Raw genomic sequence first — 16,452 nt, 5'->3', positions numbered from 1 at the left:
GAATCCGGGTATCTCGAAGCGGTATGGGCTGCGAAAGTCACACATTCAACAATTCGGGGTGCTCGTCGAGCCAGCCTTGCAGCAGCAGTGCAGCGGCAATGGCGTCCACCGGGTTGTCGCGATAGCTGCCTTTCTGGCCGCCGCGAGCCATGCGCTCGCCTTTGGCCTCGAAGGTCGTCAGGCGTTCGTCGTGGGTGTAAACCGTGACGCCGAAGCGGCCGTTGAGTTTGCGCGAAAACTTCTCGGCGCGGGCACTCATCTCGCTGGGCGTGCCGTCCATGTTCAGCGGCAGGCCGACCACGATGGCGTCAGGTTTCCATTCGTTGATCAGCGCCTGAACCTTGTCCCAGTCCGGGACGCCGTTCTGCGCCTTGAGCGTGCAGAGTTCGCGGGCCTGGCCGGTAATCGCCTGGCCGACCGCGACGCCGATCTGTTTGGTGCCGTAATCAATCCCCAGCAGCAAGCGTAAAGCAGCCATTAAGCATGCCCCGCCTGAGTCGAGATAAGGGCTAGATTGATGCCCAGGCGTCGGGCTGCGGCATCGAGGCGCTGATCGCTGTCGACATCGAACAGAATGGCCGGGTCGAACGAGCAGGTCAGCCAGGCATTGTCCGCCATTTCCGCATCCAGTTGGCCAGCGTCCCAGCCCGCGTAACCGAGGGTGATCACATTTTGATCAGGACCATAACCGTCGGCGATGGAAAACAGCACGTCCTGCGACGTCGACAGCGAAATCCCGCCGGGTAGATCGACGGTAGCTTGAAAGGTCTGGCCGCTGGGGTGCAGGACAAACCCTCGGTCGGTCTGCACCGGGCCGCCAGAATGGATGGCGATTTCCTGGCAGCGTTTTGGCGCAGGCAGTTCCGGTCGCAGTTGCTCGAGCACATCCGCCAGGGTCAGGCTTTGCGGACGGTTGATCACCAGCCCCATCGCGCCATTGGCGTTGTGCTCGACGACATAGGTCAAGGTCTGCGCAAAGTTCTCGTCGTGCATATGGGGCATGGCGATCAGGAACTGATGCTTGAGATAACTCGGAGAGACTTTTTTCATGAGTCCTAGTGTGGCGTCGTGTTACAGACCTGACAACTGGCACTTATACGTGTCGAGTGTCCGTTGGCAAAAATGTCAGTTGCTGGACAGCTTGTCGCCGCGTGCGAATTTCCAGGTGCGGATGATCTCTAGCCGGTCGATGTCTGCCAGATCGCCGGTGAACGGCGCAAAAGGCGCAGCAAGACGCACGATTCGCTGTGCGGCCTGATCCAGCAACGGTTGCCCTGAAGATTCCAGCACCAGCACTTCGTACAGCGAACCATCCCGATTGATCGACACAAGAAGTCGCAAATTGCCGTAGATCTGCTTGCGTCGAGCTTCCTCAGGATAGTTCAGGTTGCCGACTCGCTCGACCTTCTTGCGCCAGTCGTCCTTGTACCAGGCACCTTTGTCGCGCATGGTCGAGGCCGCATTGAGGCGGTGGATCTTGGGGCGCTTGGCGTACAGCTGCTGTTCGGTCGAGAGTTCGGCTTCCAGGCTGGCAATTTCGTTGCTCAGGTCCGAACTGTCAAAGGTCGGCGCGGCCTTGGTGGTGGGCTCGGGCTTGACTTCGTCGCGCTTGGCGACGGTTTTCTGCGGGCTGGCTGCAGTGGTTGCGACGGCTGTCTTGGGCGCTTCCTGCTTGACCACCGGCTTGCTGGACGGTGGCGGCGTGACTTTATTGACCTTGGTGTCCTGATACGGCGCAAGCTCGGTGGTCTTCAGCGTTTCGGCCTTGTCCAGCGTGCCGCTGCCTTGTTGATCGTCCTGGGCCAGAAAGTCGGCCTGTTTGGGCTTTTCTTCGCTCTTGAACGTGGCGAGGGTGATTTCCAGGGTCTGCGAGATCTGTTCCGGCTTCACATAGGTGAAGCCCACGCCAAGGATCACCGCGAGGTGGATCAGCGCAGCGATCATCATGGTAAAGCCCAGCCGATCGGCAGGACGCACACCCACATTGGCGAGTTCGAGGGGCAGGTCGTTTCTGGCCATGGATGTCATCAGCGGTTCAGTGTCTCGTCAGCCTGCATGTCAAAATCCGTGTCGTGTTACAGGTGGCGCATGATAACGCAATGTACGGTGCAACTTTGCTGCGGATCAGACGAAGCGTCGCCCGGTCCGCTCCCGCGGCCTTTGACCAGCATCAGAGGCGTCGGGCTTTTGTGGGAGCGGACTTGTCCGCGAAGTGGTGGTTCAAACGACGCATTGCGTAGAATAGATCCACTCTTTCGCGGACAAGCAAAGCGTCGACCGGTCCGCTCACACGGCCTGCGGACGGAAGCCTGAAAGCCCCATATCCGGGTGCCTTAGCCCTTGCGCGCTTCCAGCTTCTTCTCGATCGCATCCATCAACAGGCCACCGATGTTGGTGCCAAAAGCGTTGTCGATTTCGCGGATGCAGGTCGGGCTGGTGACGTTGATTTCGGTCAGGTGCTCGCCGATCACGTCCAGGCCGACAAACAGCAGGCCTTTTTCGCGCAGGGTCGGGCCGATTTGTTCGGCGATCCAGCGGTCCTTGTCGCTCAGCGGACGCGCTTCGCCACGGCCACCGGCGGCCAGGTTGCCACGGGTTTCACCAGCAGCAGGGATGCGCGCCAGGCAATACGGGACCGGTTCGCCATCGACCATCAGAATGCGCTTGTCGCCGTCCTTGATGGCGGGCAAGTAGCCCTGCGCCATGATTTGCTGGGTGCCGTGAGCGGTCAGGGTTTCGAGGATCACCGAGAGGTTCGGGTCGCCCGCACGATGACGGAAGATCGACGCGCCGCCCATGCCGTCCAGCGGCTTGAGGATCACGTCGCCCTGTTGCTCGGCGAACTCGCGCAGGATGTCGGCGCGACGGCTGACCAGCGTCGGCGGGGTGCACTGCGGGAACAGCGTGGCGAACAGCTTTTCGTTGCAGTCGCGCAGGCTCTGCGGCTTGTTGACCACCAGCACGCCAGCGCTCTCGGCCTGTTCCAGCAGGTAAGTGGTGTAGATGAATTCCATGTCGAACGGCGGATCCTTACGCATCAGGATCACGTCCAGATCGTCAAGACCTGCGTCGATTTCGGCTTCGAACTCGAACCATTTGGCCGGATCGGCGAACACCTTGAGCGGCTTCATGCGCGCGCGGGCCTGGCCTGCGTTCTGGTACAGGTCTTTCTGTTCCATATAAAACAGCGTCCAGCCGCGATCCTGTGCGGCAAGGAGCATGGCCAGCGAGCTGTCCTTTTTATAGGAGATGCGCTCAATGGGGTCCATGACAATCCCTAGGCGAACGCTCATGGGCAATATCCTCTGATCGGTAAGGGCCGTAACGGCCATAAAATTGGCATCAGGGTGGCGCTCCGAGTGCTCCCGGTCAAGGGGCAGGTCTGCCACGGTGCGCTTTATGGATTGAGTCCGGAGAGTGTGCTAAAAAGGCTCGGCATCCAGGCTTCGATCCCTGTGGATCAATGAAGCGATACCGTCAGGCTCTCAATGCCTCGCAGAATGCGCAAAAATTCGCTGCGGCGATGGAAGAGCAGCTATGGAACAACACGCCTCTGCATTGAAAGTCATGGTCATCGATGACTCGAAGACCATCCGCCGCACCGCCGAAACGCTGCTTAAAAACGCAGGCTGCGAAGTCATCACTGCGATAGACGGTTTTGACGCGCTGGCCAAGATTGCCGATAACCACCCGCGAATCATATTCGTCGATATCATGATGCCGCGCCTGGATGGCTACCAGACGTGCGCGCTGATCAAGAACAACCGCGCATTCAAGTCCACGCCAGTCATCATGCTGTCCTCCAAGGACGGTCTGTTCGACAAGGCCAAGGGGCGAATCGTCGGTTCCGATCAGTTTTTGACAAAGCCTTTCAGCAAGGAAGAACTGCTCAGCGCGATCAAGGCTCATGTGCCGGGCTTCGTTGCAGCAGAACAACACATATCGTGACGCCCGCGCCTGATGTCGCGCGCTCGTAATCTGACGGGGAACACCCATGGCTCGAATACTGATCGTCGATGACTCGCCGACTGAAATGTACAAACTCACGGGCATGCTGGAAAAGCACGGCCATGAAGTGCTCAAGGCCGAAAACGGCGCTGATGGCGTGGCTCTGGCCCGTCAGGAAAAGCCCGACGCTGTGTTGATGGACATCGTCATGCCGGGGCTCAACGGTTTTCAGGCCACGCGCCAGCTGACTAAGGACGCCGACACCAGCAACATTCCGGTGATCATGATCACCACCAAGGATCAGGAAACCGACAAGGTCTGGGGCAAACGCCAGGGCGCGCGGGATTACCTGACCAAGCCGGTGGATGAAGAAACCCTGATGAAAACCCTGAACGCGGTGCTGGCCGGCTGACTGCCGGAATCGCCATGGCCGAGCCTCGTACCGCCTTCGAACTGCTGCTGGATATGGATCGACGCTGCCGTTCGCTGGCGGCGGGCCTGCCGTTGCAGGAAACCCACCAGCAGGACTGGGTCGGGATTGGTTTTCGCATGGGCGATCAGCGTTTTGTGGCCCCGATCGGTGAAATCGCCAAAATTCTCCATGAGCCCCGACACGCTGTCATGCCCGGCGTGAAATTCTGGGTGGCGGGTGTTGCCAATCTGCGTGGCCGGCTGTTGCCGCTCATGGACTTGTGCGGGTTCTTCGGTCACGAACTGACGTCAGCACGCAAGCAGCGCCGGGTGATGGTGGTCGAGCACAACGACGTATTTGCCGGCCTGATGGTCGATGAGGTGTTCGGCATGCAGCGTTTCAGTCAGTTGAGCCTGATACCCCACACCCCGCAGGACGTCGATCAGCGCATCGTGCCGTTCCTGCGGGGGCAGTTCATTCGCGAGCAGGCCTGGCAGATATTCAGCCCGTGGGCGTTGGTGCAGTCTGCAGATTTCATGGACCTGGCGTCCTAGACTCTGGTGTGTTTCACAATTGGTCCAGGCGGGGGCCTGATTAATGAGCAGTACAGACAGGTCAAGGGAAGGCGCACGAAGCCGGACGCAGATTATTCTGCTGTTCGTCGCGTTGATTGTTTTCATCATGTTGCTGTTCGCCAACTTCGCGTACCTCAATACTCAGTCGAACTACGACAAGCAGTACATCGGGCATGCCGGTGAGCTGCGCGTGCTGTCCCAGCGCATCGCCAAGAACGCCACGGAAGCGGCCGCCGGCAAAACCCAGGCGTTCAAATTGCTGGCCGATGCGCGCAACGATTTCGACGTACGCTGGGGCTACCTGAGAAAAGGCGACCCGGCCACCGGGCTGCCTGCGGCTCCCGAGCTGATACGCGACGAATTGCGCACCGTGCAACGGGACTGGGAAGGGCTGCGCAAGAGCACCGACGTGATTCTGGCCAGCGAGCAGACCGTCCTTTCGCTGCACCAGGTGGCGGCGACCCTGGCCGAAACCATTCCGCAGTTGCAGGCCGAATACGACAAGGTCGTCGAAAACCTCCTGCAAAGTCGCGCGCCTGCTGCGCAGGTCGTGGTCGCGCAACGTCAGGCGCTGCTCGCCGAGCGGATTCTCGGTTCGGTCAACACCGTACTGGCTGGCGACGAAACAGCGGTGCAGGCCGCCGATGCCTTTGGCCGCGACGCCAGCCAGTTTGGCCGGGTGCTTAACGGCATGCTGGAAGGCAATGCGACGCTGCGCATCACCCAGGTCGAAGATCGCGATGCCCGGGCGCGGCTGGCGGAAATTGCCGAGCTGTTCGAGTTCGTGTCCGGCTCGGTGGACGAAATTCTCGAAACCTCGCCCGAGCTGTATCAGGTACGCGAGGCCTCCGGCAACATCTTCAACACCTCGCAGACCCTGCTGGACGAAACCTCGGTGCTCGCCAACAGCCTGGAAAACCTCGCCAAACGCCGCACCATGAACACCGTCGGCGGTTATGTGCTGGGCTTGCTGGCGCTGATGTCGATCATCCTCATCGGGCTGGTCATGGTTCGCGAGACCAACCGCCAGCTGCGCGAAACCGCGCAGAAGAGCGAGCGCAACCAGACGGCGATCATGCGTCTGCTGGACGAGATCGAAAACCTTGCCGATGGCGATCTGACCGTGACAGCTTCTGTTACCGAGGACTTCACGGGTGCGATTGCCGACTCCATCAACTACTCCATCGATCAGTTGCGCGAACTGGTGGTGACCATCAACCTGACGGCCGAACAGGTGGCCTCGGCAGTCACCGAGACCCAGGCCACGGCCATGCAATTGTCCGCTGCGTCCGAGCATCAGGCCTTGCAGATCAGTGCGGCCTCGACGGCGGTCAATGACATGGCTGCATCGATTGATCAGGTGTCGGCCAATGCCTCGGAGTCCTCGGCGGTTGCCGAGCGTTCGGTGGCGATTGCCAACAAGGGCAACGAAGTGGTGCAGAACACCATCCACGGCATGGACAACATTCGCGAACAGATCCAGGACACCTCCAAGCGCATCAAGCGTCTGGGCGAGTCTTCGCAGGAAATTGGCGACATTGTCAGCCTGATCGACGACATTGCCGATCAAACTAATATTCTGGCGCTCAACGCGGCTATTCAGGCGTCGATGGCCGGTGACGCCGGGCGAGGCTTTGCGGTGGTGGCGGACGAAGTGCAGCGGCTGGCGGAGCGTTCTTCGTCGGCAACCAAGCAGATCGAGACGCTGGTGCGCGCCATCCAGAACGACACCAACGAAGCGGTGATCTCCATGGAGCAAACCACCAGCGAAGTGGTGCGCGGCGCGCGGCTGGCGCAGGACGCCGGCGTGGCACTCGGGGAAATCGAAGGGGTTTCCAGGGTGCTGGCCGAACTGATCGAAAGTATCACCGACGCGGCTCATCAGCAGGCCGAATCTGCCGGTCAGATCTCGCAGACCATGACCGTGATTCAGCAGACCACTTCGCAGACCACGTCCGGCACGTCGGCCACCGCCGAAAGCATTGGCAATCTGGCGAAGATGGCCAGCGAAATGCGTCGCTCGGTATCGGGTTTCACCCTGCCGCCCTCGAAGAAGATCGGATGATGTTCAACAAATGAACAATCTTGGTTGGGTAAAAGGCGGGCCTCGTCATGGCTGATCGTCACGATTACGTGGCCCTTGAATGGCTCAAGGGCGAGATCGCTGAAACGCTGCGGCAGGCCCGCCATGCGCTGGACGAATTCATCGAAGATCCGGCCAGCGGCGTGGTGATGGCCGAGTGCCTGAACCTCGTGCATCAGGTTCACGGCAGCCTGCAAATGATCGAATTCTACGGCGCGGCGTTACTGGCCGAGGAAATCGAGCAATTGGCGCTGGCGGTTCAGCAAAATCGCGTCAGCCATCCGGTCGAGTCCGAGCAACTGTTGATTCAGGCCATGAGCCAGCTGCCGCTGTACCTGGAGCGTATTCACTCCGCGCGCCGCGACCTGCCACTGGTGGTCTTGCCGTTGCTCAATGACCTGCGCAGTGCGCGGGGTGAAAGCCTGCTTTCGGAAACCAGCCTGTTCGCCCCGCAACTGGTCGTCGTCCCGGCCCTTGATGAAGAAGAACTGGCACGACGCAATACTCAGGAGCTGCCAGGCCTGCTGCGCAAGCTGCGCCAGACCTTGCAGGCAGCGCTGGCGGGCCTGATGCGCGAGCAGGGCGTACAGACCCAACTCGGTTACATGGCCAAGGTCTTCGCCCGGCTCGAGCAATTGTGCGAAGACGCACCGCTTGGTCCGCTGTGGCGAATCTCCTCGGCACTGGTCGAGACCATGCTCAACGGCAACTTCACCAACAGCCCGGCGCTGCGCAGCCTGCTGAAAGACGCCGACAAGGAACTCAAGCGGCTGGCCGAGCAGGGCGTGGCGGGCATCAATCAGCCTGCGCCAGAAGAATTGCTGAAAAGCCTGCTGTTCTACATCGCCAAGTCCGACAGCCTGGCGCCGAAGATGCTTGATCTCAAGGATCAGTACGCACTGGCCGATGCCTTGCCCGGCAACGACGTGGTCAATGAAGAGCGGGCGCGCATGGCCGGGCCGGACCGCGATGCCATGCGCTCGGTGATCGTGGCGTTGTGCGAAGGGCTGGTGCGGGTCAAGGAACGGCTCGATGTGTTCGTGCGTGGCGACCGCCAGCATGTCAGCGAGCTCAACGCCTTGCTGCCGCCGTTGCGACAGATCGCCGATACCCTGGCGGTGTTGGGCTTTGGCCAGCCGCGCAAAGTGATTATCGATCAGCTTTCGGTTGTGCTGGGTCTGGCGCAGGGGCAGCGTGAGCCCAGCGACGGAGCGCTGATGGATGTCGCGGGCGCGTTGTTATACGTCGAATCGACCCTCGCGGGGATGGCTGGCAGCAACGAACAGTCGAGCCGCGAAGAAAGCCGCCTGCCGACCACCGACCTGACACAGATTCACCAACTGGTGATTCGCGAGGCGCGTAATGTCTTGCAGCAAGCCAAGGACGTGATCCTCGATTACATCGATGGCGAATGGGACCGCCAGCGGCTCGACCCGCTGTGCGCGCTGATCGTACAGGTTCGTGGTGCCCTGGCGATGATCCCGCTGGCGCGTGCGGCGAGCCTGCTGGCCGCCTGCAACGAATACATTCAGGAACACCTGCTGGTGGATGAAACCCGTCCCACCGGCGTGCAGCTCGACTGCCTGGCCGACACCATCACCGGGATCGAGTACTACCTGGAACGCATGCTCGAAGACCACGAAGCGCCGGGCGATCAAGTCCTCGACATGGCCCAGCAAAGCCTGGCGCGTCTGGGTTATACCCCCGCAGCGGATACCCTTGAAGTGCCGCTGCTCGACGAGATCATCACCCAGGACGAACTGCTGGAACTGGACGACCGCAAAGCGCTGGTCAGCCCGACACAAACCATTGCACAAGTGCTCGCCAGCCCGGTGTCGGCGGTCAACCCTCCAGCGCGCAACGTGCCCACCAGCCTGCTGCCGCCTTCGCCTGACGAAGAGGCAGTAGACGAGGAACTGCGCGAAGTCTTTCTGGAAGAGGCCGACGAAGTCCTCGACGCACTGCGTGAGTATCTGCCGCGCTGGTTCGCCTCGCTCGGCAGCGGCGGTCACTGGGACAGCACAGCACTGACCGAGGTGCGCCGGGCGTTTCATACCCTCAAGGGCAGCGGCCGGATGGTGCGCGCGCTGATCCTCAGTGAGCTGGCCTGGTCGGTGGAAAACCTGCTCAACCGGGTGCTGGAAGGTGACGTGCTGCCGGGCCTTGAAGTGCAGCAACTGATGGGCGAAGTGTTGGCGTTGCTGCCCTCGGTAATACGCGACTTCGCTGATGACGCGCAGTGCCAACGCAACGACGTCGACCTGCTGGCAGCCCGTGCTCACGCGCTGGCCAATGCTCTTGAAGCGCCTTCCTTGTCTGTTGCCGATGCTCATGCGCCAGGCGAAGTGCTCGATCCACAGTTGCTGGAAATTTTCCGTCAGGAAGCGCTGGGGCATTTGAATACCCTCAGCCGCTTTCTCGACAATGCCGAACAGTCCGCCTCGCCTTCGATCAGCGACGCGGTGCTGCGCGCACTGCACACGCTCAAAGGCAGCGCGCACATGGCGGGTGTGCTGCCGATTGGCGAACTGGCCAGCCCGCTCGACCAGTTGGTGCGCGAATACAAAGCCAACCTGATCGACATCGGCGCGCCCGAACTCAACGTGCTGCGCCGCGCCGAACCGCTGCTGCGTATGGGCCTGGAGCAGCTGGACACGACTCCGCTGGGCGAGATTGCGGGTGCGGCGCAGTTGATCGATGCTGCCTTTTCGCTGCTCAATGAGCGCCTCACGGCGGTGCTGCGTGACTCGGACAGCGGCTTGCGGATCAAGCGTAACCCCACGCTGCTGGCGGGCTTTCTGGCCGAAGGCATGGACATCGTGCTCGATGCCGAAAACCTGTTGCGGCGCTGGCGTCAGCATCCCGGTGAGCGACAGGAACTCAGCGCGCTGCTCGATGAGCTGACCACGCTGGGTCATGGCGCGCACCTGGCCGATCTGCCGCAGGTCGATGAGTTGTGCGAAGCCTTGCTCGACCTGTATGGCGCTGTCGAAGAAAGCAGCCTGGCGGTCAGCGAGCGCTTTTTCGACGTGGCCGAGCAGGCCCATGAAGCCTTGATCAATATGCTTGATCAGGTGGCGGCTGGCCAGAATGTCGAGCCACGCCCCGAGTGCGTGCGTGCCTTGAACGATCTGCTGAATCAGGCACTGGACCCGTCGGCGACCGGGCTGGTCAAGAGCGATGGCCACCTTACCCTGAGTGTTACAGAACTCAATGCGGCCACCGAGCAACTGGCCCGTGAGGCCGCGCCGCCGGAGGTTTTCAGCCCGGACGACGAGATTGTCGAGATATTTCTGGAAGAAGCTGTCGATATCCTCGACAGCGCAGGGCAAGCCCTGCAACGCTGGCTGGCTGATCCGGAAAACCCGGCACCGTTGAGTTCGTTGCAACGCGACCTGCACACCCTCAAGGGCGGCGCGCGGATGGCCGAGGTGGTCGAAGTGGGCGACCTTGCCCACGAGCTGAAAAACCTTTACGAAGGCCTGATCGACCGACGCTTCAACCACTCACCGACGCTGGCCGAGTTGCTGCACAAGAGTCACGACCACCTGGCGATTCTGCTTGAGCAGTTGTATCAGCACGCAGCGCTCAGCGATCCCTCGGCGCTGATCGAGGCGTTGCGCGGCTGCCGCTCGGTCGAGAGCGCTGTGCCCGAAGCGCCATTATCGTCCCAGGCCAGCGCAGACCTGCCTGAACATGACACCGAGTTGCGTGAAGTCTTCCTTGAGGAAGGTTTCGACATCATCGAAAGCTCCGGCGCGGCACTGGCCCGCTGGCAGGCTGACCCGCACAACCTGCTGGAGGTCGAGAACCTGCTGCGTGACCTGCACACCCTCAAGGGTGGCGCACGGATGGTCGAAATTGCCCCGATAGGCGACCTTGCTCACGAGCTTGAAACGCTCTACGAAGGGCTTTCAGCGGGCAGCATGCAGGCTGATCCTCTGATGATCAGCCTGTTGCAGAGCGGCCACGATGTGCTGGCCGACATGCTCGATGCGGTGCGCTCTGAAAAGCCGCTGCCTGACGCAACCTTGCTGATCGAAAATATCCGCCGGCTGGCCAGCGATGGCCCGACGGCTGGGCAGTTCGTTGCGCAGGCCACCGAGTCCAGTCCGGAACCGGTTGTGGCGGTCACGCCTGCTGCTGACGGCGAGGTCGAGCGCAGCGGCCCGGAAATGGTCAAGGTGCCTGCCGAGCAACTGGAAGACCTGGTCAACCTGGCGGGCGAAACATCCATCTTCCGGGGGCGCATCGAGCAGCAGATTATTGATTCGCAGGTCACGCTGGTGGAAATGGAAACCACCATCGAGCGGATGCGCGACCAGTTGCGTCGTCTGGATATGGAAACCCAGGGGCGCATTCTCAGCCGCGAGCAGGTTCAGGCCGAGCGGCTGGGTTACGAAGAGTTCGACCCGCTGGAAATGGACCGCCACTCTCAGTTGCAGCAGTTGTCGCGCGCCTTGTTCGAGTCTGCGTCCGACCTGATGGACCTCAAGGAAACCCTCGGCGCGCGGGCCCGTGATGCCGAAACACTGCTGTCGCAACAGGCCAGGGTCAACACCCAGTTGCAGGAAGGCCTGATGCGCACACGCATGGTGCCGTTCGAGCGACTGGTGCCGCGCTTGCGTCGCGTGGTACGACAGGTGGCCTCGGAACTGAACAAGAAAGTGCATTTCGAGGTCGGCAATGCCGATGGCGAGATGGACCGCAACGTGCTGGAACGGATGGTCGCGCCACTGGAGCACATGCTGCGCAACGCCGTCGATCATGGCCTTGAAAGCACCGAAAAACGTATCGCTGCAGGCAAACCGGAACAGGGTCGCATCAACCTGGAGTTGATGTACGAAGGCGGCGACATGGTGATCGAGCTGAGCGATGACGGCTCGGGCGTCGATCTGGCGGCCGTGCGCCGCAAGGCTATCAAGCGCGGCATGATCCACCCGGACGCGGACCTGGCCGATCATGAAGTGTTGCCGTTCATTCTGCAGGCGGGGTTTTCCACCAGCGAGATCATCACCCAGATTTCCGGACGTGGCGTGGGCATGGACGTGGTGCATGCCGAGGTCAAGCAGTTGGGCGGCTCGATGGTCATCGACTCGGTGCCTGGCAAGGGCACGCGCTTTCGCATTCGTCTGCCGATTTCGGTGTCGGTCAACCGGGCGCTGATGGTGACCTGTGGCGAAGAGCAATACGCAGTGCCGCTCAACACCGTCGATGGCATCGTGCGCGTGATGGCCAACGAGCTGGACGGTTACTACCAGACCAGCCCGCCGCGTTATCAGTACGGCGGGCGCAGTTACGAGTTGCGTTACCTGGGCGAGTTGCTGGGCAACAGCCCGCCACGGCTGGTCGGGCAATTACAGCCGCTGCCAGTACTGCTGGTGCATTTGCAGGATCAGTGGGTGGCGGTGCAGGTCGATGCGCTGGCCGGCTCACGGGAAATTGTGGTCAAGAGCCTTGGCGCGCAGTTTTCCAGGGTGCAGGGCATTTCCGGCGCGACCATTCTGGGTGATGGCCGTGTGGTTCTGATTCTTGATCTGATGGCGCAGCTTCGCACCTTGCAGGGCCTGCCTTTCAGGGGCTTCACGCCTGCTGCCTACAACGAGATCGAGCACGCCAGGCCATTGCTGGTGATGGTGGTAGACGATTCGGTGACGGTGCGCAAAGTGACCAGCCGGTTGCTTGAACGCCACGGCATGCATGTGCTGACCGCCAAGGACGGGATCGACGCCATGAGCCTGTTGCAGGAGCACACGCCGGACATCATGTTGCTGGATATCGAAATGCCGCGCATGGACGGCTTTGAAGTGGCCAGCCAGATCCGCCAGGACGAACAGCTCAAGGAACTGCCGATCATCATGATCACCTCACGCTCCGGCCAGAAACACCGCGACCGGGCCATGGCGCTGGGCGTCAACGAGTACCTGAGCAAGCCTTATCAGGAGAACGTGCTGCTGGAAAGCATCGCTTACTGGAGTCAGGTCGATGTCTGAAGGTACGTTCCAGACCAGCCGGCTGACCAGCCTGACCGGCCTGCTGTTGCCGCTCAGCGACCGGCACCTGTTACTGCCCAACGTCGCGGTCGCCGAGCTGATCGACTATCAGGACAGCAGCGCCGGGCCGGATGCGCCCGAGTGGTATCTGGGCGTGATCAGCTGGCGCGAACTGAGCCTGCCGCTGCTCAGCTTCGAGGCCGCTTGCGGTGGGCGCACGCGCGTAGGAGGGCGTGCGCGAATCGTGGTGCTCAACGCGCTGGGCGGGCGCAACGACGTCAGGTTCATCGCCCTGCTGACCCAAGGCATCCCGCGCTCGTGCAAGGTCGACAGCCAGTTGAGCTACGTCGACGTCCCGCTCGCCGAGCTGGAACTGGCCGCCGTACAGATCGGCGAAACCGTCGCACGCATCCCCGACCTGGAAGGGCTGGAGCAGTGGCTGGTGAATGCTGGGCTGTCATAGGTAAAGCGGACGCAGAGCGTCCAGAACTGCATGCGACGCAGAGCGTCGCACGATAGGTAATCAGCGGCACGATAGTTGAGATGATCGTTCCTCACGCTCCAGCGTGGGAATGCTGTGCGTGACGCTCCGCGTCACAAATCTGCGTCACGCCGCCGCACTCAAGACCGGACGCAGAGCGTCGCACGATAGGTAATCAGCGGCACGATAGTTGAGATTATCGTTCCTCACGCTCCAGCGTGGGAATGCCGTGAGTGACGCTCCGCGTCACAAATCTGCGCCACGCCCCAAGACTCACGACGAGCAACTGATCTCCAGGTGCTTGCCCCAGTCCGGTGGACGCTGGGCGTAGCCTTCCATGCCGGGTTGTTCGGTAAAGGGGGTGCAGAGCACCTGGTGCAAGCGGCGGACTTCTTCGTAGTTGCCTTTTTCGGCTGCTTCGATAGCGTTCTGTGCCAGGTAGTTGCGCAGGATGTACAGCGGGTTGACCGCGTGCATCCGCTCTTTGCGTGCCTGATCAGTGCCGTTTTCCTCAGCCGCGATACGCGCCTGATACACGTGTGCCCAGTCATCGAAACCTTTGATGTCCACGAAGTCATCACGTAACGCGCGCAGCGCTTGTGCGGCAGGTTGATCGCCCAGGCGGCGGAAGAACAGGGTGTAATCCACGGCGCTGTTCTGCATCAGTTGCAGCAGTTGGCTGACCAGCTTGTCATCCTGATCCTGTGCAACAGTCAGCCCCAGCCGACGACGCATCAGGTCCAGGTAGTGCGCCTGATACAGCGGCAGAAACAGGCCAATCGTCTCGCGCAACGCTTCCACACTGACAAACGGCGTCAATGCCTGCCCCAACGCGCTGAGGTTCCACTGCGCGATGGGCACCTGATTGCTGAAAGAGTAACGGCCTTCATGATCGGAGTGATTGCAGATGAAGTGCTCGTCGAAATCATCCAGAAACGCAAACGGTCCGAAGTCGAAGGTAATGCCCAGAATCGACATGTTGTCGGTGTTCATCACGCCATGGCAGAAACCATAGGCCTGCCACTTGGCAATCAGCTCGGCATTGCGCTCGACGATCTCCCGGAACATCGCCAGATACGGCTCGGGCTGCTCCTGGCAATGTGGGTAGTGCATCGTCAGTACATGCTCGGCCAGCGTCTTCAAGTGCTCGGGCTGCTTGGTGTAAAACAGGTATTCAAGGCTGCCGAAACGCACATGACTCTGCGCCAGACGCAGCACCATCGCCGCATATTCCTGTTTCTCCCGCCATACCGGCGTGTTGGAACTGACCACACACGCGGCGCGGCTGCTGGGAATGCCCAGCGCATGCAGCGCCTCGGAAGCCAGAAACTCGCGAATCGAAGACCTCAGCACCGCACGCCCATCGCCCATCCGCGAATACGGCGTGCGGCCAGCGCCTTTGAGGTGCAAGTCCCAGTGCTCGCCTGCTTCGTTGTAAACCTCGCCCAGCAACAGCCCACGCCCGTCACCCAGGCGCGGGTTGTAGGAGCCGAACTGATGGCCGGAATAAACCATCGCCCGTGGCTCTGCTTCGGCCCACAGCTTGTGACCGCTGAAAATCTCCGCGAACAGCGGCAGTTCAGCCTGCTCAGGGGCCAGATCCAGCAGCGCCAGGGCTGATTCACTGGCGACCACCAAGCGTGGCGCGTCGATAGGCTCGGGCAATACGTGGGTGGAAAACGCATCACCCAGGCGGGCAAAGCGGTTGTCGAAAACGAGTTCGTCGAGTGCTTTCAAAGCGTGTCGCCTCCAGAGGAGAATTTCAGGCGTGCAACAGAGCGGCGGCCTGTGTGGCTCGTCGGGCGGGTTTCAGCGATCAGAACCCGTAGACCCCAAGCCATCAACGGTAGTTCTGGCAATCGGCAGTCAGGCCTGACTGCCGGTTCGGTTGCGCTGGAAAGCGGCCAGAATCGTACGCTCCGATTGCACCAGATAGTCTTCGAGCATGCGCGTTGCCTCATCGGTCTTGCCAGCGTCGAGACAGCCGAGCACGGCGGCGTTCATGTCCAGATAAGGCGAGTGAAGCAATTCAGGGTTGTTCAGCAAACCGAAGGCCAAGCGCAATTCTGCCGAGATCTGCCCATAAAACGCCGTCAGACGTGGGCTGTCAGCCAACTCGACGATCGCTTTGTGGAACATCATGTTGGCCGTGCCGACCGCCACCCAGTCGCTCGCTTCACGCGCCTTGACTCCCGCCTCGACCGCTTCGCGCATGTGCCGCACGCCCGGATGCTGAGGATAAGCCTGGGCAATCGCCGTGCATTCGATAAAACGGCGCACGCGATAGATGTCGATGATCGACGCCATGTCCGGCTCGGCCACGGTCACGCCACGGTTGGGCTCATGGGTGAGCAAGCCTTCGCGGGTCAGCACTCTGAACGCTTCCCTCAAGGTGTTTCGGGAGATCTGCAGGCTGTCGGCCAGCGCCGCTTCCGAGAGGCGCTGGCCGGGGACCAGCTCGCCTTCCACCAGCATTCTGCGCAGCTCCTTGGTGATGGATTCTCCAAGTGTGCGGGGCAGGGTGGTAGCAGCGTCGTTCATAAAGAGTCCATAGAGAAATTGCCCTGCCGATATTCCACGAGAGCTTGATGGCTGGCAAGGAGCAAGGCTCACATGGAGCTTCGCTCGTTCGGTCAGGCTTTGGTGATGACCTGGATGAAACCCGATTAATACTCAGCTATACCCTAGCGCTCTGGTAGATCAGGCGTTGAGTGGCACGGCAACACACAGATACCACCTCCAAAAAGCACGCCGCAATTCCGGGTCGCCATCATCAGACAACCTGCTCGTGAACGCCAAACCGCCCGCAAACGCTGATGCGACCAAATAATCAGGTTCAAACGCCTCAATATCGTATCCGCGCCACAAACCCCACCTAGCAAAAAATGAGGGTCTGGTTTACCGAGGCATCTCTGGCGAGCAGTTCCACGGCAACAATGTTTCGTAATCCTCTACCGATG

General features: G+C 61.0%; 12 protein-coding genes and 1 pseudogene. 6 read left to right on the top strand and 7 right to left on the bottom strand.

From position 1 onward, the window contains the following. Positions 1-37: 37 nt before the first annotated feature. The 4 genes from ruvX to gshB all read right to left on the bottom strand — a co-directional run bounded on the left by ruvX (position 38) and on the right by gshB (position 3,293). The gene (gene ruvX / locus DW49_RS0103685) at positions 38-478 is read right to left on the bottom strand and encodes a Holliday junction resolvase RuvX (RefSeq protein WP_003377205.1); all 441 of its coding nucleotides are present in this window, start codon (positions 476-478) and stop codon (positions 38-40) included. Continuing rightward, a complete protein-coding gene (locus DW49_RS0103680) occupies positions 478-1,050 on the bottom strand; it encodes a YqgE/AlgH family protein (protein ID WP_003377203.1) in 573 nt (190 codons plus the stop codon). Before DW49_RS0103680 ends, ruvX begins: the two co-directional genes overlap by 1 nt. Before the next feature lie 75 nt (positions 1,051-1,125). Continuing rightward, on the bottom strand, positions 1,126-2,028 hold the full coding sequence (locus tag DW49_RS0103675; RefSeq protein WP_005736950.1) for an energy transducer TonB: 903 nt from the start codon (positions 2,026-2,028) through the stop codon (positions 1,126-1,128). A gap of 305 nt (positions 2,029-2,333) precedes the next feature. Then, positions 2,334-3,293 (bottom strand): glutathione synthase, encoded by a 960-nt coding sequence (gene gshB / locus DW49_RS0103670; protein ID WP_017700133.1) that lies wholly within the window; start codon positions 3,291-3,293, stop codon positions 2,334-2,336. A 244-nt stretch (positions 3,294-3,537) separates the two neighbouring features. On the opposite strand from gshB, the gene pilG reads away from it, so the two are divergent. The 6 genes from pilG to DW49_RS0103640 are packed head-to-tail and all read left to right on the top strand — an operon-like array spanning position 3,538 to position 13,474. Beyond that, positions 3,538-3,948 (top strand): twitching motility response regulator PilG, encoded by a 411-nt coding sequence (gene pilG / locus DW49_RS0103665; protein WP_002551738.1) that lies wholly within the window; start codon positions 3,538-3,540, stop codon positions 3,946-3,948. A gap of 46 nt (positions 3,949-3,994) precedes the next feature. Beyond that, on the top strand, positions 3,995-4,360 hold the full coding sequence (pilH, locus tag DW49_RS0103660; protein ID WP_003377196.1) for a twitching motility response regulator PilH: 366 nt from the start codon (positions 3,995-3,997) through the stop codon (positions 4,358-4,360). 14 nt (positions 4,361-4,374) lie between these two features. After that, entirely contained in the window at positions 4,375-4,914 is a 540-nt protein-coding gene (locus DW49_RS0103655) for a chemotaxis protein CheW (protein WP_005621031.1), read from the top strand. A 43-nt stretch (positions 4,915-4,957) separates the two neighbouring features. Further along, on the top strand, positions 4,958-7,000 hold the full coding sequence (locus tag DW49_RS0103650) for a methyl-accepting chemotaxis protein (RefSeq protein WP_005621029.1): 2,043 nt from the start codon (positions 4,958-4,960) through the stop codon (positions 6,998-7,000). 47 nt (positions 7,001-7,047) lie between these two features. Continuing rightward, positions 7,048-13,011, top strand: coding sequence for an Hpt domain-containing protein (locus tag DW49_RS0103645; protein ID WP_024421098.1), 5,964 nt, complete (start codon positions 7,048-7,050; stop codon positions 13,009-13,011). Next, a complete protein-coding gene (locus DW49_RS0103640) occupies positions 13,004-13,474 on the top strand; it encodes a chemotaxis protein CheW (RefSeq protein WP_005621014.1) in 471 nt (156 codons plus the stop codon). Before DW49_RS0103645 ends, DW49_RS0103640 begins: the two co-directional genes overlap by 8 nt. A gap of 291 nt (positions 13,475-13,765) precedes the next feature. On the opposite strand, the gene selO is transcribed toward DW49_RS0103640, so the two are convergent. The 3 genes and pseudogenes from selO to DW49_RS1000000129415 all read right to left on the bottom strand — a co-directional run. Beyond that, positions 13,766-15,229, bottom strand: coding sequence for a protein adenylyltransferase SelO (gene selO, locus DW49_RS0103635; RefSeq protein WP_005621012.1), 1,464 nt, complete (start codon positions 15,227-15,229; stop codon positions 13,766-13,768). A gap of 129 nt (positions 15,230-15,358) precedes the next feature. Then, positions 15,359-16,033: a GntR family transcriptional regulator gene (locus DW49_RS0103630; RefSeq protein WP_005621011.1), complete on the bottom strand. Its 675-nt coding sequence runs from the start codon at positions 16,031-16,033 to the stop codon at positions 15,359-15,361. Positions 16,034-16,192: 159 nt separating this feature from the next. Then, positions 16,193-16,345 (bottom strand): annotated as a pseudogene (locus tag DW49_RS1000000129415) (Imm5 family immunity protein); the annotation flags it as partial. Positions 16,346-16,452 lie beyond the last annotated feature (107 nt).

The organism is Pseudomonas avellanae BPIC 631, assembly GCF_000444135.1.
Taxonomy (GTDB): domain Bacteria; phylum Pseudomonadota; class Gammaproteobacteria; order Pseudomonadales; family Pseudomonadaceae; genus Aquipseudomonas; species Aquipseudomonas avellanae.
Note: the sequence above shows the minus strand (reverse complement) of the source record. Positions and strands in the feature narration are given on the sequence as shown.

Bases quoted from the DNA above. Each gene is read 5' to 3' on its own strand.
- ruvX (WP_003377205.1), bottom strand. From the start codon at position 478: ATGGCTGCTTTACGCTTGCTGCTGGGGATTGATTACGGCACCAAACAG.
- DW49_RS0103680 (WP_003377203.1), bottom strand. From the start codon at position 1,050: ATGAAAAAAGTCTCTCCGAGTTATCTCAAGCATCAGTTCCTGATCGCC.
- DW49_RS0103675 (WP_005736950.1), bottom strand. From the start codon at position 2,028: ATGACATCCATGGCCAGAAACGACCTGCCCCTCGAACTCGCCAATGTG.
- gshB (WP_017700133.1), bottom strand. From the start codon at position 3,293: ATGAGCGTTCGCCTAGGGATTGTCATGGACCCCATTGAGCGCATCTCC.
- pilG (WP_002551738.1), top strand. From the start codon at position 3,538: ATGGAACAACACGCCTCTGCATTGAAAGTCATGGTCATCGATGACTCG.
- pilH (WP_003377196.1), top strand. From the start codon at position 3,995: ATGGCTCGAATACTGATCGTCGATGACTCGCCGACTGAAATGTACAAA.
- DW49_RS0103655 (WP_005621031.1), top strand. From the start codon at position 4,375: ATGGCCGAGCCTCGTACCGCCTTCGAACTGCTGCTGGATATGGATCGA.
- DW49_RS0103650 (WP_005621029.1), top strand. From the start codon at position 4,958: ATGAGCAGTACAGACAGGTCAAGGGAAGGCGCACGAAGCCGGACGCAG.
- DW49_RS0103645 (WP_024421098.1), top strand. From the start codon at position 7,048: ATGGCTGATCGTCACGATTACGTGGCCCTTGAATGGCTCAAGGGCGAG.
- DW49_RS0103640 (WP_005621014.1), top strand. From the start codon at position 13,004: ATGTCTGAAGGTACGTTCCAGACCAGCCGGCTGACCAGCCTGACCGGC.
- DW49_RS0103630 (WP_005621011.1), bottom strand. From the start codon at position 16,033: ATGAACGACGCTGCTACCACCCTGCCCCGCACACTTGGAGAATCCATC.